This is a genomic window from Bradyrhizobium sp. JYMT SZCCT0180, assembly GCF_018130165.1.
In the GTDB taxonomy this organism is placed as follows: domain Bacteria; phylum Pseudomonadota; class Alphaproteobacteria; order Rhizobiales; family Xanthobacteraceae; genus Bradyrhizobium.
On sequence record NZ_JAFCLZ010000002.1, the window covers coordinates 268,537 to 287,614 of the forward strand.

General features: G+C 63.2%; 20 protein-coding genes. 10 read left to right on the top strand and 10 right to left on the bottom strand.

The genetic code is table 11. The features are described from left to right. The first annotated feature begins 44 nt into the window (after window positions 1–44). From JQ641_RS03875 to JQ641_RS03890, 4 genes are all read left to right on the top strand, one after another. Entirely contained in the window at window positions 45–1,601 is a 1,557-nt protein-coding gene (locus JQ641_RS03875) for a DUF1963 domain-containing protein (protein ID WP_211994513.1), read from the top strand. Window positions 1,602–1,611: 10 nt separating this feature from the next. Further along, window positions 1,612–2,259, top strand: a complete 648-nt coding sequence (locus JQ641_RS03880; RefSeq protein ID WP_211994514.1) for a DUF1963 domain-containing protein — start codon at window positions 1,612–1,614, stop codon at window positions 2,257–2,259. A gap of 114 nt (window positions 2,260–2,373) precedes the next feature. Beyond that, on the top strand, window positions 2,374–3,249 hold the full coding sequence (locus JQ641_RS38400; protein ID WP_211994515.1) for a DUF1963 domain-containing protein: 876 nt from the start codon (window positions 2,374–2,376) through the stop codon (window positions 3,247–3,249). Between the two features lie 36 nt (window positions 3,250–3,285). Continuing rightward, window positions 3,286–3,885 (top strand): hypothetical protein, encoded by a 600-nt coding sequence (locus tag JQ641_RS03890; protein ID WP_211994516.1) that lies wholly within the window; start codon window positions 3,286–3,288, stop codon window positions 3,883–3,885. Between the two features lie 3 nt (window positions 3,886–3,888). On the opposite strand, the gene JQ641_RS03895 is transcribed toward JQ641_RS03890, so the two are convergent. After that, the gene (locus JQ641_RS03895; RefSeq protein WP_211994517.1) at window positions 3,889–4,257 is read right to left on the bottom strand and encodes a hypothetical protein; all 369 of its coding nucleotides are present in this window, start codon (window positions 4,255–4,257) and stop codon (window positions 3,889–3,891) included. Window positions 4,258–4,818: 561 nt separating this feature from the next. Here JQ641_RS03895 and JQ641_RS03900 point away from each other — a divergent pair. Both JQ641_RS03900 and JQ641_RS03905 read left to right on the top strand, forming a co-directional pair. After that, a complete protein-coding gene (locus JQ641_RS03900) occupies window positions 4,819–5,370 on the top strand; it encodes a carboxymuconolactone decarboxylase family protein (RefSeq protein WP_211994518.1) in 552 nt (183 codons plus the stop codon). Between the two features lie 8 nt (window positions 5,371–5,378). Further along, complete coding sequence (locus JQ641_RS03905; RefSeq protein WP_211994519.1) at window positions 5,379–6,770, top strand: amidase; 1,392 nt, start codon at window positions 5,379–5,381, stop codon at window positions 6,768–6,770. A gap of 27 nt (window positions 6,771–6,797) precedes the next feature. On the opposite strand, the gene JQ641_RS03910 is transcribed toward JQ641_RS03905, so the two are convergent. The 4 genes from JQ641_RS03910 to JQ641_RS03925 all read right to left on the bottom strand — a co-directional run bounded on the left by JQ641_RS03910 (window position 6,798) and on the right by JQ641_RS03925 (window position 9,673). Next, window positions 6,798–7,778 carry a thioredoxin family protein gene (locus JQ641_RS03910; protein ID WP_211994520.1) on the bottom strand — a complete coding sequence of 327 codons (981 nt, stop codon included), beginning with the start codon at window positions 7,776–7,778 and terminating at the stop codon, window positions 6,798–6,800. A 2-nt stretch (window positions 7,779–7,780) separates the two neighbouring features. Beyond that, window positions 7,781–8,482: a cytochrome c biogenesis CcdA family protein gene (locus JQ641_RS03915; RefSeq protein WP_211994521.1), complete on the bottom strand. Its 702-nt coding sequence runs from the start codon at window positions 8,480–8,482 to the stop codon at window positions 7,781–7,783. A 30-nt stretch (window positions 8,483–8,512) separates the two neighbouring features. After that, window positions 8,513–8,929: a cupin domain-containing protein gene (locus JQ641_RS03920; protein WP_211994522.1), complete on the bottom strand. Its 417-nt coding sequence runs from the start codon at window positions 8,927–8,929 to the stop codon at window positions 8,513–8,515. An 84-nt stretch (window positions 8,930–9,013) separates the two neighbouring features. After that, a complete protein-coding gene (locus JQ641_RS03925; protein WP_211994523.1) occupies window positions 9,014–9,673 on the bottom strand; it encodes a VOC family protein in 660 nt (219 codons plus the stop codon). 395 nt (window positions 9,674–10,068) lie between these two features. Between JQ641_RS03925 and JQ641_RS03930 the strand changes: the two genes are divergently transcribed. Further along, on the top strand, window positions 10,069–10,665 hold the full coding sequence (locus JQ641_RS03930; RefSeq protein WP_211994524.1) for a YdeI/OmpD-associated family protein: 597 nt from the start codon (window positions 10,069–10,071) through the stop codon (window positions 10,663–10,665). A gap of 24 nt (window positions 10,666–10,689) precedes the next feature. Here JQ641_RS03930 and JQ641_RS03935 read toward each other — a convergent pair whose 3' ends face one another. Genes JQ641_RS03935 through JQ641_RS03945 form a run of 3 tightly spaced genes read right to left on the bottom strand, consistent with a single transcriptional unit; the run spans window position 10,690 to window position 13,664 of the window. Beyond that, window positions 10,690–12,189 carry a tripartite tricarboxylate transporter permease gene (locus JQ641_RS03935; RefSeq protein ID WP_211994525.1) on the bottom strand — a complete coding sequence of 500 codons (1,500 nt, stop codon included), beginning with the start codon at window positions 12,187–12,189 and terminating at the stop codon, window positions 10,690–10,692. Window position 12,190: 1 nt separating this feature from the next. Continuing rightward, a complete protein-coding gene (locus JQ641_RS03940) occupies window positions 12,191–12,649 on the bottom strand; it encodes a tripartite tricarboxylate transporter TctB family protein (protein WP_211994526.1) in 459 nt (152 codons plus the stop codon). Between the two features lie 31 nt (window positions 12,650–12,680). After that, entirely contained in the window at window positions 12,681–13,664 is a 984-nt protein-coding gene (locus JQ641_RS03945; protein WP_211994527.1) for a Bug family tripartite tricarboxylate transporter substrate binding protein, read from the bottom strand. Between the two features lie 207 nt (window positions 13,665–13,871). On the opposite strand from JQ641_RS03945, the gene JQ641_RS03950 reads away from it, so the two are divergent. The 3 genes from JQ641_RS03950 (at window position 13,872) to JQ641_RS03960 (ending at window position 17,206) form a co-directional block, all read left to right on the top strand. Then, window positions 13,872–14,762 carry a LysR family transcriptional regulator gene (locus JQ641_RS03950; protein ID WP_211994528.1) on the top strand — a complete coding sequence of 297 codons (891 nt, stop codon included), beginning with the start codon at window positions 13,872–13,874 and terminating at the stop codon, window positions 14,760–14,762. A 263-nt stretch (window positions 14,763–15,025) separates the two neighbouring features. Next, window positions 15,026–15,976, top strand: a complete 951-nt coding sequence (gene kdgD / locus JQ641_RS03955) for a 5-dehydro-4-deoxyglucarate dehydratase (RefSeq protein ID WP_211994529.1) — start codon at window positions 15,026–15,028, stop codon at window positions 15,974–15,976. A 75-nt stretch (window positions 15,977–16,051) separates the two neighbouring features. Beyond that, on the top strand, window positions 16,052–17,206 hold the full coding sequence (locus JQ641_RS03960) for a substrate-binding protein (RefSeq protein ID WP_211994530.1): 1,155 nt from the start codon (window positions 16,052–16,054) through the stop codon (window positions 17,204–17,206). A 43-nt stretch (window positions 17,207–17,249) separates the two neighbouring features. Here JQ641_RS03960 and JQ641_RS03965 read toward each other — a convergent pair whose 3' ends face one another. Continuing rightward, entirely contained in the window at window positions 17,250–18,542 is a 1,293-nt protein-coding gene (locus JQ641_RS03965) for a TRAP transporter large permease (protein WP_211994531.1), read from the bottom strand. Between the two features lies 1 nt (window position 18,543). Beyond that, a complete protein-coding gene (locus JQ641_RS03970) occupies window positions 18,544–19,044 on the bottom strand; it encodes a TRAP transporter small permease (protein ID WP_211994532.1) in 501 nt (166 codons plus the stop codon). Window positions 19,045–19,078: the final 34 nt, after the last annotated feature.

The following is a 19,078-nucleotide window of genomic DNA, read 5'->3' on the forward strand; positions in this document are numbered from 1 at the left end:
CATTTTCGTCCTATACAACCGGCAAGCTAGAGTCGGAGTGGACCATGGCCAGCCTGAAGCCCCTGAACGTTGCCGCCATCACGATCGCGGCCGTGATGGCGCTGGTGATCTTCCGAGGCATCGCAACGGGCGCGTGGATACCATGGGGCGCGGCCATTTTCATCGCCATCACGCTTGGAATCGTCGCGGCGACGCTGGTCGCTTTGCTGCCCGGTAACGGAAGTGACAAACAAGATAAGCCCGCCAGCACCCCCGCTATTTCCGCCCGTGCGGCTTCGCCATCGATCGCCCCCACGGCCGGCGTTGTCAGGCAGGATCTTCGCGCCGCTTCGGTTCGCATCGAGCCTGCGCGGACCGCGATTGTCTTCCTGCAGCAGATGCCGCCCAGCCATGATCCCCGGCATCTCAGCTATTTCGGCGGTCTTCCGACCGCGCCTCGTTCCTTCACATGGCCGACCTGGACGCATAAAGGCGCGACCGAGCCGCTTCACTTCGTGATGCAGATCGATTGCGCCGCCGTGCCGGCATCGGCGCGGCATGAGGCATTTCCTTCGCAGGGCGTGCTGTATTTCTTTCTCGACTTGCGCTGGGGTCATTCGAACGGTTTTCGCGTGCTCTATACGGAGAACGCGATGGATGCGATGGCGCAGGCGCCCGCACCGGCTAATCTTGCCGCCGTCTACGGATCAGAGGCGCGCCATGCCTGGCGCTGGACCGAAGCGCTGGACGACCCTGATACGCGCTTGCCAAAACTGTTGCTGAAATGGCCGTTCGATCCGCTGGCCATTGCGATTCCTCCGGCCCTTATCGAGGCCTGGCGCAGCGAGATCGATGAGGAAAACGAAAATCCCGTGTTTTGGTGGCCCGAATTGCGGGCCATGGATGCCGTGCTGCTCGAAGCGCAGGAAGCGCGAAGAGGCGTTGCAGCTCCCCCTGATGATGCCGCACCCAAGCAGGCCGGCATAAGCAGGCCTTACGCGACCTATCCGCAGGACTGGTGCGCGATCGAGATCGGCGCAGGATTGGTTCTCGGCTACGTGAACCGTGAGCTTCGCTATGCCGGGACCAGCTATCGCCTGCGCGCGATGACCGCCGAGGACATTCAGGCGATGTCGGAGCGGATCGGCCTGGAGGCACGGCAATGGCTGGTGCAAGCTGCCCAGCACGCGCCTTTCGCGGCGACGTCGGAGCAGACGCGCGACAGCTTCTGGTCATGGCTGGAGGGTTGGCGAGATTTCTCGGCGGTCGTGATCCAGCAAGCCGCGAGGCTTTCCATCGAGGCGGCGCTCGCCGAGTCCGCCGAGGCGGCGAGTCGCATTCCCAAGGAGGCGATTGCGCGCATCGAAGCCACCCACGCCCTTGCCACGCGAGCCGAGTCCGGCATCTTCGCCGCCACCCCCGACCGCATGCTGGCGCCGCCAGGTTACGTGCAGGGCAATGAGGAGGAAACCGCCGGCACGCATTTGCTGCTTCTGGAACTGTCCTCCGACGAAGGGCTCGGACATCATTTCGGGGAAGGCGTGTACCAGTTCTGGATTCTGCCCGACGACCTTCGCACGCGTCGCTTCGACCGTGTCTTGCTCACGACAACCGGATATTGAAGGGGGGAGCATGTCCTGGTGGCAATTGCTGATCGTTTGCGCCGCGGCGTTTATTGTCTGGGACTTTCGCCGTTTCCGGCGAGCCAAGGAAGCGGAGAAGGCGAGGTCGATTCCGTCTGGCGCCCGTAGCGACGATCCTGCCAAGCCGATGCGCGATGTCCCGGTCAGTCCACCTGCCGGCGTCAGCGAAAGCGTCTCCGTCATCCTGCGGCGGCAGGTCCCGCCGCGGTTCGAAGCACCGCGATCATGGCTGGGCGGCCTGCTGATGATGCCGGATCACGTCGAATGGCCGCGGTCAGTTTCCGCCGAGCATCCGGAGAAGGGCGAGCGGCCGCTGCATTTCCTCGCGCAGATCGCCTGTGCCGACCTGCCCGCCGAACTCTGGGGCGGGCTCGGACCGCGTGAGGGCTGGCTGCTGCTGTTCGTCGATCCCAATCAAGGCGCGCCCGAAGAACCCGACGCCTTTCGTATCCTCCACGTCGATACGCTGGGACCCGAGCGGAAGCCGCCGTTCGATCTCGGCCCCGTCTATGACGGCGTCTACACCGATCCGGGCTATGGCTATTGCCGCTCGCTGGCTGAGGTGCCGACACTCTGGCGGCGTTGGCCGGTCGACCTGGTTGTCGTTGCCAACACACTGACCAAAGAAGGCAACTGAACGGTAGTCGCGCCGGACAGTTTCGCGGAGATTCTCTATGCGGGGCAGCCCGTCGCCCCTGACCGGGAACGGCCGTCCGACCCCGAGCCCTTCACCTGGCGCGGCGCGCTTTACGTGCTCGACAGCATCGAACGCGCGTGCTCCACACCGATGGATGAGTTGCGGCTTCCCAACGAGCTTGTCGAGCGGCTCAACCAGCCGGGCTACATCGGCTCCATCCTCGCCGCGGTCGATGCGGATGACGCCAAGTGGACCGCATCGTCGCGGCCCTTGCTCGAAGGTCCTGAGCCGGAAGACGAGACGCTGCGCCTGCGCCGCGTCCAAACGATTGCGGTGGCCGAGGTGCGGAGGACGCGGCGCGAAGCGCTGGCCGCTTTCCTGGCGCGCCACTCGACGCCGGACTCGATCATCGCCTATCTGCGCCGGTCTAACCGCGACCTTCGGCATTGGCGCGCAGCAGTCGTGGACCGTGTTGCCGGCGAAAGATCCGCCGTTCTTGGCCATGATCTCGACAGCCCGATGCCGATTGAGGCCTGGCAAACGCTCAAGACACGCCTCCGGCAGGACACCTTCCGTTTCTGGAATTACCACTGGGTGGACAGGGATGGCGAACGGCTTCATGTCAGCTTCTGGGAGAAAGAACTCTCTGCCGATCTCGGTCAGCGCACCGGCGTCCGCGAACTGGTGGCCGACTATTATGTGGATGTTGCGCGTCAATCCTTGATCCCGCGGGCCGTGCTTGCGGAATTCGAGCCGCATTGGCGAAGCCTCCATCACAACCGGCCTCATCGCATGGGCGGTTATCGCAATGGTGTCCAGTCGGACGCCCAAATCGGTCCCACGAACGAGCTCTTGCTGTTCCAGATCGCGAGCGATGACGCCATGCACTGGAGCTGGGGCGATTCCGGCGCCTATTATTTTTTCTTGAAACCGGACGAGTTGAAAGCGCTGAACTTCTCAAGCGCGCAGATACTCCTTGAATGCCATTGATGGCGGCCGGACAATTGAATTGCTGCGGATCGGCTCATGATGACGATGACGAACTACTCTGACAGGACATATGCCGGCCTGGCCACGCAGATCGCTCGCATATTATGGGGGCTGTGCGACGCAGAGATCGAGGGGAAACTGGTGTACTTTCATGCCTGCGAAAACAATCTCAATGCCCCCTGTGACATGCTTGCCCGCCTTGGGCTGATGCGGGATTGGGAAGTGTCGCACTGTTTCGCTTCGGATTGGTCGCCGTTTAACGAAGCTGCTTTGATCCGTCATCCTGGAGAGCCTACGGGAGACGACCTGTTATTGGGCTTGATGTTTTACACGGAGTGGTTCCCCAACAATGCCGCGTTTCGCAATCGAGGTCGAGTAGCCGGCGTGGATGTCAGCCTTGATGACCGAGCCCGCCGGACGCCGGCTGGCGAGCGCTATCTGACATGGGCGGTTCAAGGGGCTTGCGAGTTGGTCATGAAACTCGACGCTGGATCGTGGCAGGCCAACGGTGTTTTCTCGCCGTCTGGCCCATATCTAGACAGCACCGATCTTGATCTCTATTGGCATTCTCGCAACGAAATGATCCGGCGGCTCGGCAGTGAAAAGCTGTTGTACCCTCACGTTACCAGCGCATAATGGCTAGGCATGCGTCATCGCTCGCAACGAAAGCCAGCCGACCAACGGCAATGCCAGTAAGACCGCCACTCCAAACCCTGCCGATCGTGCCTTGTGCAGGTCACGCTGCTGCAGCAGTCGCCATGCCTGCACTGCCGAAATGACGACGAACAGCGCGTAGCCGCCGGCCAGAATCGCGGCGAACTGATTGAATGTCAGTGGAAGTTCGCTCAGGTTGAACGCTTTTGCGATGGAAGCCGCCGGCACGCCGATGAAGATGACGAACCCGATCGCGAGCAGGAAGCCGAGCATCCCGCCCGGAAACGATGTCCCCGACAGCGCGACAGCCGCTGCCAACAGGATGAGTGATGTATTGAACGCGCGCTGGGTCACGACTGGGAAACTCCGTCCTTTGGCGAGCAACGCCGAAATGCGCCTTCACCATGCAACGTCAATAATGGGGGCCCCGCCAAAACGCGACCAGGTGCCCAATTCCCAAAATACTCGGCCTGATTCCATACCGACCTCACATGAACTTCGCCGCCTCTCTTGTCGGCAACCTATCGTGAGGCCGTTAAAGCAACCTCATTGGCCCATGTGGAAATGCGGCACGTGAAAGTAGAATTCGCGGATTGGTTTATGGATTGCAAAATTGTTCGGTTGACCTTGATCGTACTCAGAGGGCCGGTATCAACCCCACGACAGCTTCTCAAACCGCTTGCGTGGGGAGCGCGAGCCGCGGATCGGGATAGCGGACGATGGGGCGGATGGTCATGCTCTCTGTCTCCGTCATTCCCCGATGTGCCATTGTACATCTTTGGTTTGATGCTGCGCATCGCCCCGGAATGACAGCCTCACCACAGGCAGACCTGCTATTCCAGAGCGGGTCGCGCCAAACCTCCTGGCCTGTGGCACCATCACCGCAATTCGCGAACTCGATTCAAGGATAAAGCCATGTCACGCGTGTCGATCAAGACCAAGAACGATCTCCCGGCCGAGCTGCAGCCGCTGTGGGACAAGATGACGACCTATGGCGCGTTCGAGAACCAGGCGGGCGTGATGGCGCACCGGCCGCCGATCTTTGAGCATACATGGTCGCTGCTGGTCGATCTCGCCGAGAGCGGCACCTTGTCGAAGCGGCATCTGGAGATCGCGCTGGTCGCGGTGTCCTTGTTGAACAAGTGCGACTATTGCGTCTCGCACCACGCGCCGAAACTGGCGATCCAGGGCGTATCGGAGGAGGGCGCCGAACGGCTGCTCGACTACAAGGATCATCCGGAACTCGACGACGTCGACAAGCTCGTGGTCGAATATTCCGTTGCTGTCAATAATAACTGGAGCAAGACGCGCGACGAAATCTTCACCCGCCTTCGTGAACATTTCTCCGAGGCCCAGATCATCGAATTGACCTGGCGCATCTCGCTGTGTGGCGCGTTCAACCGCTTCACCGATATCCTGCAATGCGATATCGAGCCGAGCGTCCCCGCGCGTGAAGCGGCCGAGTAGGCCGCGCGATGTCCAACGATTTGAACTGGCTTTCCGCCCGCGAGATGACCCGGCGCTTCGCCAAGGGCGACCTGTCGCCGGTCGATGTATTGGAAGCGACGCTGGCGCGACTGCACGCGGTCAATCCGACTCTCAATGCCACGTGCCTGCTGGATGAGCCGCAGGGGAGGCGACTAGCTGCAGAGTCGGCGGAACGCTGGCGTCGCGGTGATCCCATGGGACCACTCGATGGCGTGCCGGTCGCGATCAAGGACACCGGACATGTCAAGGGTTGGCCGATGCGCATCGGCTCGCACTCGACCGCAACGGCGCCGAGCACGGAGGATACGCCGGGTGTCGCGCGCTTGCGTGAGGCCGGCGCGGTGTTCTTCTGTAAGACCACGACTCCCGAATTCGGCTGGAAGGGGATTACGCACGGGCCGCTGACCGGCATCACCCGCAACCCCTGGGATACTTCCCGCACGCCCGGCGGCTCCAGCGGCGGTTCGGCCGCCCTGGTCGCGGCGGGCGTCGTGCCGCTGGCCACCGGCGGCGACGGCGGCGGCTCGATCCGCATCCCCGCGGCGTTCAGCGGCGTGTTTGGATTGAAGGCGAGCTACGGCGTGGTGCCGAATTTGCTGGGGCCGATGGGAACGCTCGCCGTGTATGGCGGACTGTCGCGCGATGTCGCCGACAGTGCGCTGTTGCTGAACGTGCTGACGCGGCCTGACGCGCGGGATTCCTTCGCCGTTCCCTATCGCGGCATCGACTATCTCGATGGCCTCGACGAGGGGGTGGCGGGAATGAAAATCGCATGGTCGCCGGATCTCGGCTTCCCGGTCACCGAGCCGGATGTCGCTGATGGCATGCAGCCGGCGATCGAAGCGCTGGTGAAGGCAGGGGCCGATGTGAAGAGCGTCGATCTGGATCTGTCCGCGGCGCAGCCCGCGCTGGAAGTGATCTGGGGCGCATCGCATGCCGCTGTCGTGCGGGATTTCGACGGCGCGCAATTAGCGGCGCTCGATCCAGGCCTGCTGAGGCTGGTGATATCAGCCCAGGATATCTCGGCGAGCGAATTGCAGGCGGCCTATGCCGACATGCGCACGCTCAGCCAGCAGATGCATCACTTCCACCAGCACTACGATCTCTTGCTGACGCCGACCATTCCCATCACCGCCTTCGCCGCCGGCATCGATACGCCGGATCCGGCGCGCTTTCCCCAATGGTTCGATTGGACGCCATTGACATGGCCGTTCAATCTCACCCGCCAGCCCGCGGCCTCGGTGCCCTGCGGATTTGTCGATGGCTTGCCGATCGGCCTGCAGATCGTGGGGCCGATGTTCAGCGAGGAGAAAATCCTCCGCGCCAGCCGTTGCGTCGAACAGGCCTGCGCCAGCGGCGCGCGGCCGAACCTTGTCTAGGAGGCCTTGTTAATCAAGGCTTGCCGATCAACCGAACGTAAAGCTGTAAGCGCTCAGGCCGGCCTTGGGCACCTTCAGGCGCAACACATGCTCGCCGCTGGTTCCGCTGTAGAGGGGATAGAGCCGGCTTCCATCGATGGTGACCGGCGGTTGCGACGTGCCGTCCACGGTGATGGAGACCGCTTGCGGCAACGCGCTGCCCGCGACCAGATTGACCTTGGGCGCGTTGAAGCGGAGCACGATCTCGCTACCGTCTGCCGAGGCGGTGACGCTGTCGCCAACCAGCTTCCAGGCGCCACCGAGCGCGAAGCGGCCTTGCGGCACGCTGTCCGGCAGCGCGTAGGATCGCTCTCCCGCTGCGGAATCCTGCGAGGCCACGATGGCGCCGTCGTTCTTCTCCGACCCGAGATAGAGTTCTGATGTTTCGATGCCGGCGAGATCGGGATCGCTGGCCTGCGCGGACGGCGTGGCTTCGCCGACGAGGCGGGCGATCGTGTTCTCCATCTGCTGGTAGCCGCCTTCGCCGAACTGTGTCGCGACGATGGTGCCGGACTTGTCGATCAGATATCCGGCCGGCCAATACTGATTACCGAAGGCGCGCCAGGTGCGGTACTGATTGTCCTGCGCAACAGGGTATTTGATGCCGAAGCGCTTGATGGCGGTCTCGACGTTCGCCGTTTCCCGCTCGAAGGCGAATTCGGGCGTGTGCACGCCGACCACAACGAAACCCTTGTCTTTGTAGGTGTCGTACCACTTCGTCACATAGGGCAGGGTGCGCACGCAATTGATGCAGGAATAGGTCCAGAACTGCACCAGCACGACCTTGCCGCGCAGGCTTTCCAGCGTCAGCGGCGGAGAATTCAGCCAGGTCGAAATCCCGGCAAATTCCGGCGCGGTGCGGCGCTCGCTCGATGTGGCTTGCTCGCCGCGGGTCAGCGACGGGCTGAACTGCATGGCGACGAGGAAACCGACAATCAGAAGCACAATGACGGTGAGAAGCTTGCGCATGGTCATAGTCCTGTTTGGTGGTTCGGGTAGAAGTCCGAGAGCCACACCGTGATGATGGTGTCGTATTGCGTGTAGAAAGCGAACGCGACGAGCAGTACGGCCGCGCCGAAGCTGCGTTGCAGGGCAGGCGTGTAGGGCACGAGCCTGCGCATCTGGGTGGTGGCGTATTGTCCGCCATAAGCGATCAGCAATATCGGGAGGGCCGCGCCGATTGCGTAGGTGACAAGCAGCACGCCGGCGCGTGCGAGGTCTTCCGACGTCGCGATCAGCGTGAGTATGGAGCCGAGCACCGGCCCGGCGCAGGGCGTCCACAATACGCCGAGCGAGAGGCCAAGAACGAGGCCGCCGAAATTGCCCGGTCCGGCAGCCCGCAGGGCGTCATCCGCGTGGGAGAGCAGGCCACTCAACCGCGCTACCAGCCATTCGTAAGGTTGTGGCCAGAGCATCAGCACGCCGAAGCCGCCGAGCAGCACGATGGAAACCTTGCGCAAGCTGTCATGCGACAGCCCGAGCACCGTTGGGAACGCGCTGAACAGCAAGGCGAAGCCGGAGAAGGCGATGACGAAACCGCTCACGATGAACAGCGGCCGCAACCGGCCGTGCTGGCCGATCGACGTGCCGAGCAGGATCGGAAGCAGCGGCAGGATGCACGGCGCTGCCGCCGTCAGCAGTCCTGCCGCCAGGGCGAGGGCTATCTCGATCATCGCAGTATTCCTCGTGGGAAGCGGTCGCCGTCACTTCTTCAATGTCAGAAGCGGCTTGCCTTTTTCGACGATGTAGGTGGCGAGCTCGCTGCCGGTGACGCTGCCGACATTCTTGGCCGCGTGAACAGTACCGGCCGGAATGAACAGAACATCGCCCGCCTTGAGTGTGACCGGTGGCTTGCCCTCGATCTCGTATTCGAGCGTGCCCTCCAGCACATTGACGATCTCTTCGCCGGGATGGCTATGCCTGCCGAACGCCGCGCCCGGCGCGAAATCGACCCGCACCTGGACGACCTCGCGTCCGGGGATGCTGAGATCATGCCGCTGCAGGTCGGTTCGCGTGATGCCGGACGGCTGTGCCTGCGCCGCGGGCAGCGCCAAAACGCTTGCCGCGATCAACGCCGCGCTCGCTACAACTCGCATCGTCTTCAACAGATGGTTGCTCATATCGGTTCTCCTTGGGTTGAGGAATTTCACGAGCCCGCGTGGACCGGGCCGAGACCCGGCCGGTCCGCGTGGGATAAAAGCTGTTCACAGCGGCAGCGGCTCGCCGGCCTGTTCCTTGGCGATGTACTCGGCGTACCAGTCCGGCCAGTTCACATCGTGCTGGCCGCCGTTCCGCTTCTCGTGCTCGCCATGGGCTGCCGCCGCGCGGCGAAGCGCGCTGGCGATTTCGGCCGACGACGAGAAATTCGTGTTGCCTTCGACACGTCCGGGGGCGCGGGCGGTGACTTCCTGGAACAGCCAGCCATTGCCATCAGGATCGCTAAAGGAAGCATACGACTGGTAAGTGCGACGCTCCGGATCCGGGCCGCTGGCGCGATCACGCCCGAGCAGGAAGGGTTCATGTTTGCCGGAGAACACGCCGTCGGCGGCGTGGAACACTTCGCTCACGTCGACGCCGCGACCCTGCAATTCCCTGCGCGCGGCTTCGATGTCGGAGACGACCAGATAGAGTCCCTTTGCGGAGCCGGGGGTCGCCGAGGTGACGTTCTTGCCAAAGATCACAGAAGCGTCTGAGCCGGGCGGGGTGAACTGGATAACGCGATAGTCCTTGCCGTCGGCGAAGTCGGCATCGAGCCGCCAGCCGAGGCTGCCGTAGAACGCCTTGGCGCGATCGACGTCGGAAACCGGGATAACGACGACCTCGAGCTTCATGGCGGGGCTCGCGGTCTTGCTTGCATTTGTCATGGTCCTTCTCCCTTTGTGAATTAGATCGGATGCGATCTATTTGCGTACGCGCTATAAAGGCCCGACAGCACCGGAAGTCAATGTGTCCGATTTAATCGTATGCGATATATTATTCACGTGTTCGTGTCCGGCAGGCGGGCGCCGGCTACGGTGAAAGACGGTCGCCAGGGCCGATTCCCCAGACAATTCAAACGAGAAGCGGCGCGGCATGCCGGAAATGCCGGCAGATGTGTAAGTTGGCGGCGGCTGGCGCCAGTGCTGGCTGGGGCAAATTGGACGACATCGCCGAGGGAAAGTAAGGCCGGCTGCGCGCTGCACCGTTCCTGAGGCCCGGTGGATGTGCGCGATGATAGAAGCGTTCAACGACGAATGATTCTCCGATCAAAGGTCCGCTGGTGGCACCCGTCAAAATCAATGCCGACAAGATCCGCGAATTCAAGGATGCCGAGAGTTTCTACAAATGGCTCGGCAAACACCACGACAAGGAAACCGAGATCTGGATCAAGATCCACAAGGTGGATTCAGGATTCAAATCGATTACGCCGAAGCAGGCCATCGACGTCGTACTGTGCTGGGGCTGGATCGATGGCCAGCGCAAGGGTTTTGACGACAAGAGCTACATGCAGCGCTATACGCCGCGCACCAAGAAAAGCATCTGGAGCAAGATCAACGTCGACAACGTCGCGCGGCTGATCGACGAAGGCCGGATGACCGATCACGGGTTGAAGGAAGTCGACGCGGCAAAGTCCGACGGGCGCTGGGCGCGCGCCTATAACAGCAAGGACATGAAGATCCCCGATGATCTGCAGGCCGCGATCGATGCCGAGCCCAGGGCAAAGGCCATGCTGGCGAAACTCAGCGCGCAGAACCGCTTCGCGCTGGCGTTTCGGACTCACAACATGAAAACCGAGGCCGGACGGAAGAAGAAGGTCGAAACGTTCGTCGCGATGCTCAAGCGCGGCGAGACGATCTATCCGCAACGCAAGAAATGAGGCGAGAAATGAGTGGCGCTGCGGTCATTCCGCCAGCGCCTCCTGCCTGCTGCGCCGGATTTTCGGGAATACCATTAGCAAGAACAATATCGCGACCAGGGCGAGCAGCGTGGCGCTGATCGGACGGCGCACGAAGACCGAGAAATCGCCGTCCGCCAGCAGCATCGCGCGCCGGAAATTTTCCTCAAGCTGCGGGCCGAGCACGAGCCCAAGCAGCAGTGGCGCGGGCTCGACGCCGACCTTGATGAAGAAGTAACCGATGACAGCGCAGCCGAGCATCAGCCAGACGTTGAACAGATTGTTGGCGATGCCGAAGGTGCCGATGCAGCAGAACAGCACGATTGCCGGGAACAGCAGCCGGTAGGGAATCTTCAGCATCGAGACCCACACGCCGATCAGGGGCAGGTTGATCACCAGCAGCATCAGATTGCCGACCCACATGCTGGCGATGACGCCCCAGACCAGTTGCGGTTGTTCGCGCATGATCTGCGGCCCGGGCTGGATGCCCTGCATCATCAGCGCGCCGATCATCAGCGCCATCAGGGCGTTGGCGGGGATGCCGAGCGTCAATAGCGGGATGAAGCTGGTCTGCGCACCGGCATTGTTGGCCGCCTCGGGCCCCGCGACGCCTTCGATCGCGCCCTTGCCGAAGCGGGAAGGATCGCGGGCGAGTTTTTTCTCCAGCGCATACGAAGAAAACGGCGGCAGCGCCGCGCCGCCGCCCGGCAATACGCCGAGGACCGAGCCCAACATTGTGCCACGGACCATCGCCGGGAAGGCGGCGCGAAGATCGGCCCGGCTCGGGATCAGGCTGCGGATCGACTGGCTGACGACGCGCATCGTCGCCGGGCGCTCGAGGTTGGCGATGATCTCGCCGAGACCGAACAACCCCATCGCGACCGGCACGAAGTCGAGCCCGTCGGAGATTTCAGGAACACCAAAGGTCATCCGCGGCGCGCCAGAATTGACGTCGATGCCGACGAGGCCGAGCAGGATGCCGAGCAGCACCATTGCGAGCGACTTGGCAACGGAGCCGTGCGCGAGCACGACGGCCGCGATCAATCCGAGCACGAGCAGGCTGAAATATTCGACCGCGGTGAATTTCAGCGCCAGCGCCGCCAGCGGCAGGCTGAGCACGGCGATGACGACAGTTGCGACGGTGCCGGCAAAGAACGACGAGATCGCGGCGATGGCAAGCGCGGTCCCGGCCTTGCCCTGTTTGGCCATCTCGTGGCCGTCGAGGCAGGTGACGACCGAAGACGTCTCGCCGGGCACGTTGACGAGGATGGCGGTGGTCGAGCCGCCATATTGCGCGCCGTAGAAGATGCCGGCCAGCATGATCATGGCTGACGGTGGCGACAGGCCGAAGGTGAACGGCAGCAGCAGCGCGACCGCCGGGATCGGCCCGATGCCGGGCAGCACGCCGATCGCGGTGCCGATGACGACGCCGATCAGGCAGAACAGCAGATTGTTCAGCTGCAGGGCGGTCGAGAGCCCCATCAGCAGATTGTCGAAGAGCTCCATGTCAGAACCATGCTCCCGGCCAGATCGGCACCGGCAAGGCCAGCGCCTTGACGAAGAGCAGCACCGCGGCCGCCGAAAGCCCCAGCGCGAACAGCAGGGTTTCGATCGGCCGCGCTTCCCGCGTCGCCAGGCTGGCGATCAGGATTGCGGCAAAGGACGACAGCGCAAGGCCGAAGCGCGTGGCTGTCAGTGCGAACACGGCTACGGATGCCGTGATCGCGAGCAGGGGCTGCAGCCGGACCGGCGCGATCCCGACAAAGGGGCGGCGGAGCCCGCGGACGCTGAACCAGAGCCCGAAGCCCAGCAGCATGATGGCGATGGCGCGCGGCATGTAGCCGGGCCCCATGTCGGCGGCATTGCCGCCCGACAGAGTGCGCGTTGCCGCCAGCGCGATTGCAGCGACAGCGATCAGGAACAGCCCGAAGAGCAGGTCCTGCCAGTCCGTTCGGCGGGCGTTCATCGCAAGCCTCGCATCGCCAGTCTCGATCGCGTCATTCGCCCTTGATGCCGGCTTCGCGAATGATGTCGCCCCAGCGCTTCGTTGAATCCTTCAGCCAGGTCGCCATCGCATCCGTGCTGCCGGCGCGGACTTCGCCGCCCTGTTCGGCGATCTTGGCCTTGATCTCGGGTGTCTCCAGAATCTTGCCGATCTCGGCGTTGAGCCGTGCAATCACTGCCGGCGGTGTACCGCTGGCCACGACGATGCCTTGCCAGGTGCCGAACTCGCCGCCGGGCAGCTTGGCTTCCTTGAAGGTCGGCACGTCAGGCGCGGACGGGACGCGGTTCTCGCCGGTGACCGCCAGACCGATCAACTGCTTGTTGTTCACGAAGGGAAGGGTGGCCGACGCGCCATTGATGAGGGCGCCGCTCTCGCCCGCGACCACGGCGCGGGTGGCCGCAGCACCGCCCTTGTAGGGTACGTGCTTGAACTGGATGCCGAGTTCCTTCTGCATCACCACGGCGGTGATGTGATTGGCGCCGCCGACGCCGGAATTGGCAACGGCGAGTTTGCCGGGATTGGCCTTGGCATAGGCGATCAGTTCCGCCGCCGTCTTGACCGGGATCGATTCATGCACGGCCAGCACATAGGGGCCGAACATCACCATCGTGACGGGCGCAAGATCCTTTTCGAGACTATAGGTCAGGTTCGAAAACAGGCTGGGCGCCGTCGTGAGCGAACCGAGATCCGTCAGCAGCAACGTCGTGCCGTCAGGCGTCGCCTTGGCGACGGTGTCGGCGCCGAGATTGCCTGATGCGCCGGGCTTGTTCTCGATCACCACGCTCTGGCCGATCGCCGCCGACAGTTTCGGGCTGATCAGCCGCGCCAGGATGTCGGAGGTTCCGCCGGGCGCGAACGGCACGATGATGCGCACCGGCCGGTCGAAATTTTGGGCGGAAGCTGTGCCCGGCAGTTGGCTGAACAGGATGGCTGCGGCGGCGGCGAGGGCGGCGCGGCGCCCGAAACGTGGAAGCATTGGTTTCTCCTCCGGTCGAATTCGCGCAGGCGCTCTGCGGCGTCGCGCATCGCGGTCTTAGGCCGCGCTGATGGCACGATAGGCGATGACCGATCCAATAGCGAACCAGAATGAGGATGGTCCGATACCAATTTTGGATCAAATCGCGGACATGCGCTAGGCTAGGCGAGGCGGAGCCGGTATGCGGCGGAGAATAAAGGGAGCGGGATGTTCGAACTGAGTCAGGTGCGCTGCTTCGTGGCCGTGGCGGAGGAACTGCATTTCGGCCGCGCCGCTGCCCGGCTGAACATGACGCAACCACCGCTGAGCCGGCAGATCCAGATTCTCGAACGGATCCTGGGTGTAAAACTGCTTCAGCGCGGCAATCGCCTGGTCCGGCTGACACCGGCCGGACAAAGCTTCCTGACTGAGGCGCGGCTGATCCTGAAGCTCACGGAAAGCGCGGCCCTGCTGGCGAGGCGCGTCGCGGAAGGCAAGGCCGGCTCGGTCAATATCGGCTTCACCGCCGCGTCTTCCTATAGTTATGTCCCCGAGCTGGTCGCGGCCTGCCGCCAGCAATTGCCTGACGTCGAGCTGATCCTCAAGGAAATGGTCAGCGGCGACCAGCTCAAGCGTCTCGGTGCCGGCGAAATCGATATCGGCCTGTTGCGGCCGCCGATCCCGCGCACCGGCCTGCAGTTTTTCCGGGTCAAGGCAGAGCGGATGATCGCGGCCGTGCCGGCCGGGCACAAGCTCGCCGGGGCGACGACGGTCGATCTCAGGGATCTCGCGGCCGAACCGTTCATCACATATGCGCCGTATGAGGCCCGTTACTTCCACGACCTGCTGGTGGAGCTGTTCTCGCGCGCCGCATTGGCCCCGGTCTATGTCCAGCACCTCGCGCAGATCCATTCGATCCTGGCCATCGTGCAAGCCGGCGTCGGCGTGGCGCTGGTGCCGGAAGCGGCTGAGAAACTGCAGTTCAGGGGCGTCGCCCTGCGGCCGCTGGCGGACGATCAGCAACGGGCAGCCGAACTCTACTTCGTCTGGCGGGACGACAATGACAATCCGCTGTTGCCGGTGATCGCGGCGATTGCCCGCGACCTGGCGGGAGCCTGAACCGAGTGGTTGTCGTCATGGCCGGGCATAGCCGTCTGAAGGACGGCGTCGCTTCCGCTCGCCTATGCCCGGCCATCCACGTCTTTCTTGCTGAATGAAACGAAGACGTCGATGCCCGGCACAAGGCCGGGCATGACGAATTCCTATTTCCTGGCCAGCAGCGCCTGAGCCATCCAATCAATGGATCATTCGATCCAGCAATTGGTCTGCGGCGGCATCAGTCCCGGTCTACTCCTGAGCTCTTCACAGCGAGGACCGCAGCGATGAGCAGAATGACCCCGAAGGAAATGGCACTGACGATCGGCAACGGGCTGCTGTCGTTTCCCGTCACGCCGTTCGACGCCGCCAACAAATTCGACGCGGCGCGCTATCGCTCCAATCTCGACTGGCTGTGCAGTTATGAGGTGGCCGGTCTGTTCGCGGCCGGCGGCACCGGCGAATTCTTCTCGCTCACGCCGGCGGAAGTCGTCGACGTCGTTACAACCGCGGTACAAGAGACCGCCGGCCGCGTCCCGGTGCTCGCCGGCGTCGGCTACGGCACGGCGCTGGCGACCGAACTCGCTGGCGCCGTAGAGCGTGCCGGCGCCGACGGCATCCTGCTGCTGCCGCCCTATCTGGTGTTCTCCGAGCAGGCCGGACTGGCTGCTCATGTCGAGGCGGTGTGCAAGGCGACCAGCCTCGGCGTCATCGTCTACAATCGCGACAACGCCATCCTCAACGAGGACACGATCGCAAAACTTTGCGAGCGCTGCCCGAATCTCGTCGGGTTCAAGGACGGCGTCGGCGACATCGAACAGATGACGCGGATCTATCTGCGCATGGGCGACCGGCTGACCTATGTCGGCGGATTGCCCACCGCGGAGACCTTCGCACTGCCTTATCTGGAAATGGGCGTCACGACCTATTCCTCCGCCGTGTTCAACTTCGTGCCTGAGTTCTCGACCAAATTCTACGCGGCGGTGCGGCGGCGCGACCGTGAAACCGTCCAGGCGGGCTTGCGCGATTTCATCATGCCGCTGCTCGCGATCCGCAACCGCAAGCGCGGGTATGCGGTCTCGATGATCAAGGCCGGGATGAAAGTGATCGGCCGTGATTCCGGTCCGGTTCGCTCGCCGCTGACCGATCTGACAGCATCAGAGGTCGAGGAACTGTCTGATCTGGTCGGCCGGCTGAAGGCAAGTGAATTCACACGCCGGTCGATCGCCGCTGCCTGAGTTCGTGCGGCTGCAGGCCTAACGAATCCCCTGTAGGCTCGCCGCAACCGATTCTCGGTCGCGGAGGGAGCGCGCATGGCGTTGCAGTCGATCAAGCGTATGGCGCTCGCGCTGCTGGTATGTGGCGTAGGCCTCAGCAGCGCCGATGCCGCCGAGCCGATCCGCGTCGGCGCGGTGCTGCCGTTTTCCGGCGGCGTCGAGCTTTACGGCCAGCAGGCCAAGCTCGGGCTTGATCTCGCGGCCAAGGAAATCAACGCGGCGGGCGGCATTCTCGGCAGACCGGTTGAAGTGATTTACGCCGACGACAAGACAAGGCCGCCCTCCGCCGAGGCCGCGATGCGCAAGTTGATCGCCGATGGCGTTGTGGCGGTGGTCGGCCCCATCACCTCGGCCAACCTGAATGCGATCGTGCCAATCGCCGAGAGCTCGAAAACTCCGCTGCTCTACGCCACCAATTACGAGGGCGGCAAATGCAGCCGCTATGTCTTCTCGTTCTCGACCGTACCCAATCAGGACATGGGCCAATTGCTGCCCTACATGAACCAGACTTTCGGCAATACCTATTTCCTGCTGGGTGCCGACCGGGTCTGGCCACACCAGATGTTCGATCTTGCAAAGCCGCTGATTGAGAAGCTCGGCGGCAAAATCGTCGGCACGCAATATACGCTTGGCACGGAGACGGATTTCACCCCGCTGATCGCGCAGGTGGCGGCGGCCAAGCCGAAGGTGCTGCTGTTCGCATTGAAAGGCGACGGCATCGATTTCATCCGGCAGGCCGACGAGAAGGGATTGTTCAAGGAAACGACGGTCGCATTCCTCGGCTTGTCCGAGATCGATCTCGGCATTTTCCGCGGCAAAGGCCAGAACATGCACACGGCGGTGCCGTCGGTCGCGACCAGTGACGATCCCGCCATGAAGGCGTTCGTTGCCAAGGTCAGCGCCGAGGGCGGCGCCGACGTGCTGGTGTCGAACTATGTCATGACGCATTACAATACGCTGATCGCGCTCAGGGGCGCGATCGAGAAGGCCGGCAAGGTCGACAAGGAAGCCATCATCGACGCGATGGCGGGGCTGGTCTTCGCATCGCCGACCGGGCCGGTGACGATCGACCGGAACCACTACGCGACGATGAACATGTTCATCGCCAGGACGCAGGGGAGCGAACTCGTCACGGTCCGCGCGCTGGGCCAGATCGCGCCGCAGTCGGGATGCAAGCTGGCGGATCGCTAACGCGGAGGCGCTCTATCGAGCACCTCCAAAGGCTCGCCGCGGTCTACTGGCCGTAACCTACAAGCAGTTTCGGCAGCCACAATACCGTCGCGGGAAACAGCGAGATGATGATCAGCACCGCGAGCCCGGCGCCCAGGAAGGGGCCGAGTTCACGGCTCTCTTCCTCCAGCTTCACGCCGGCGAAGTTGGCGCAGATGTAGAGCAGGATGCCGACCGGTGGCGTGATCAGCCCGAGGCAGAGGTTGAACACCATCACCAGCCCGAAATGGACGAGGTCGATGCCGACGGCCTGGACCACCGGGACCAGCACCGGGATCAGGATGAACATCGCCGGCAGCGGCTCCATGAAGATGCCGATGATGAGGAGGAAGACGTTGATCATCATCAGGATGATCGTCGGATCCGAGGAGAGGGAGCCGATCCAGACCGCGAGCGCGCGCGGCGTGCCGGAGACCGCGAGCAGCCAGCCGAAGCCCGATGACAGGGCAATGATGAACATCACCAACGCGGTGTCGAGGGCGGTCTGGATCAGGATCGGCCAGATCGTCCTGAGGCTGAGCTCCCGGTAGACGAAGAAGCCGATGAAGGCGGCGTAGACGACGGCGATGGTGGCGCTCTCGGTGACCGTGACGATGCCGCCGGTGACGCCGATCAGGATGATCACCGGCATCATCAGCGCCCAGCTTGCCGGCAGGAACAGCCGGGGAATCTGCCGGATCGGCACCGCTTCCGAGACCGGGTAGTTGCGCTTCACCGAAATCCAGTAGGCCGCGACCATCAGCGACAGCGCAAGCAGGATGCCCGGCACGATGCCGCCGAGGAACAGCGCGATGATCGAGACGCCCTTTCCTGCGGACAGTCCGTAGATGACGAGCGGGATCGAGGGCGGGATGATCGGCCCGTTGACGCAGGCCGACGCCATCAGCGCCGCAGCGAAGCCGCCGCCATAGCCCTGTTTCTTCATCGCCGGGATCAGCACCTTGCCGAGCGCCGACGCGTCGGCCGCGGCCGAGCCCGACAGGCCGGAGAAGATCATCGCCGCCGTCACCGAGGTCAGCGCCAGGCCGCCGCGGAACCGGCCGACCATGGCGTTGGCTAGATTGATGATCTGGTGGGTGATGCCGCCGCCATTCATCAGGTTTCCGGCCAGGATGAAGAAGGGGATCGCGAGCAGCGCGTAGGAATCGGCGCCGACCAACGTGCGCTGCGCCAGGATCGACATCGGCAGCGAGCCATGGGCCAGGATCGCGCCGATGGTGGCGAGCCCCATCGCGAAGGCAATCGGCACCGACAATGCGAGCAGCAGGAAGAAGCCGCCGATCAGAACGGTGCTCATCTCAGAAATCCCCTGCGAAGCCGTCAGGCTGACGCTTGGAGGGATCGACGATCTTCTCGATGAAGTAGAGCATCATCATCGCGCAGGAGACCGGCGCCGAGAAATAGAAGAAGGCCGGGGTGATATCGAGCGCGCCATAGGTGTTGGGCAGGACGTCGATCGAGAGCTTCAGGCTGTAGATGAACAGCACGATGATGAAGGTCAGGTTGGCGAGTTCGATCACCCAGAACATCACCTGCTGGGCGCGTCCCTTGAGCATGCCGATGAACATGTCGACGCCGATATGCAGCTTTTGCCGGTAGAGCACCGCCGCGCCGATGAAGGTGATCCAGATGAACAGGATGTTGGAGACCTGCTCGATCCAGGCAATCGGTGCGTTGATGACATAGCGCCACCACACGGCGGCAAGCGTAATCAGCACGATCGCCGCGACGCAGAGCCCGAGTACGAACTTGGCGATCTCGGTGATGACGTCCGATAGCCTGCCGATGATCGCCGTCATGCGGGATGCTCCGCTGTCAAACAACAATTGCCCG

What these genes read in the sequence shown, in the direction of transcription:
- JQ641_RS03960 (WP_211994530.1), top strand. Translation starts at nt 16,052, where the DNA reads ATGGCGTTGCAGTCGATCAAGCGTATGGCGCTCGCGCTGCTGGTATGT.
- kdgD (WP_211994529.1), top strand. Translation starts at nt 15,026, where the DNA reads ATGAGCAGAATGACCCCGAAGGAAATGGCACTGACGATCGGCAACGGG.
- JQ641_RS03970 (WP_211994532.1), bottom strand. Translation starts at nt 19,044, where the DNA reads ATGACGGCGATCATCGGCAGGCTATCGGACGTCATCACCGAGATCGCC.
- JQ641_RS03920 (WP_211994522.1), bottom strand. Translation starts at nt 8,929, where the DNA reads ATGAGCAACCATCTGTTGAAGACGATGCGAGTTGTAGCGAGCGCGGCG.
- JQ641_RS03900 (WP_211994518.1), top strand. Translation starts at nt 4,819, where the DNA reads ATGTCACGCGTGTCGATCAAGACCAAGAACGATCTCCCGGCCGAGCTG.
- JQ641_RS03945 (WP_211994527.1), bottom strand. Translation starts at nt 13,664, where the DNA reads ATGCTTCCACGTTTCGGGCGCCGCGCCGCCCTCGCCGCCGCCGCAGCC.
- JQ641_RS03935 (WP_211994525.1), bottom strand. Translation starts at nt 12,189, where the DNA reads ATGGAGCTCTTCGACAATCTGCTGATGGGGCTCTCGACCGCCCTGCAG.
- JQ641_RS03890 (WP_211994516.1), top strand. Translation starts at nt 3,286, where the DNA reads ATGATGACGATGACGAACTACTCTGACAGGACATATGCCGGCCTGGCC.
- JQ641_RS03905 (WP_211994519.1), top strand. Translation starts at nt 5,379, where the DNA reads ATGTCCAACGATTTGAACTGGCTTTCCGCCCGCGAGATGACCCGGCGC.
- JQ641_RS03940 (WP_211994526.1), bottom strand. Translation starts at nt 12,649, where the DNA reads ATGAACGCCCGCCGAACGGACTGGCAGGACCTGCTCTTCGGGCTGTTC.
- JQ641_RS03875 (WP_211994513.1), top strand. Translation starts at nt 45, where the DNA reads ATGGCCAGCCTGAAGCCCCTGAACGTTGCCGCCATCACGATCGCGGCC.
- JQ641_RS03965 (WP_211994531.1), bottom strand. Translation starts at nt 18,542, where the DNA reads ATGAGCACCGTTCTGATCGGCGGCTTCTTCCTGCTGCTCGCATTGTCG.
- JQ641_RS03915 (WP_211994521.1), bottom strand. Translation starts at nt 8,482, where the DNA reads ATGATCGAGATAGCCCTCGCCCTGGCGGCAGGACTGCTGACGGCGGCA.
- JQ641_RS03925 (WP_211994523.1), bottom strand. Translation starts at nt 9,673, where the DNA reads ATGACAAATGCAAGCAAGACCGCGAGCCCCGCCATGAAGCTCGAGGTC.
- JQ641_RS03880 (WP_211994514.1), top strand. Translation starts at nt 1,612, where the DNA reads ATGTCCTGGTGGCAATTGCTGATCGTTTGCGCCGCGGCGTTTATTGTC.
- JQ641_RS03950 (WP_211994528.1), top strand. Translation starts at nt 13,872, where the DNA reads ATGTTCGAACTGAGTCAGGTGCGCTGCTTCGTGGCCGTGGCGGAGGAA.
- JQ641_RS03910 (WP_211994520.1), bottom strand. Translation starts at nt 7,778, where the DNA reads ATGCGCAAGCTTCTCACCGTCATTGTGCTTCTGATTGTCGGTTTCCTC.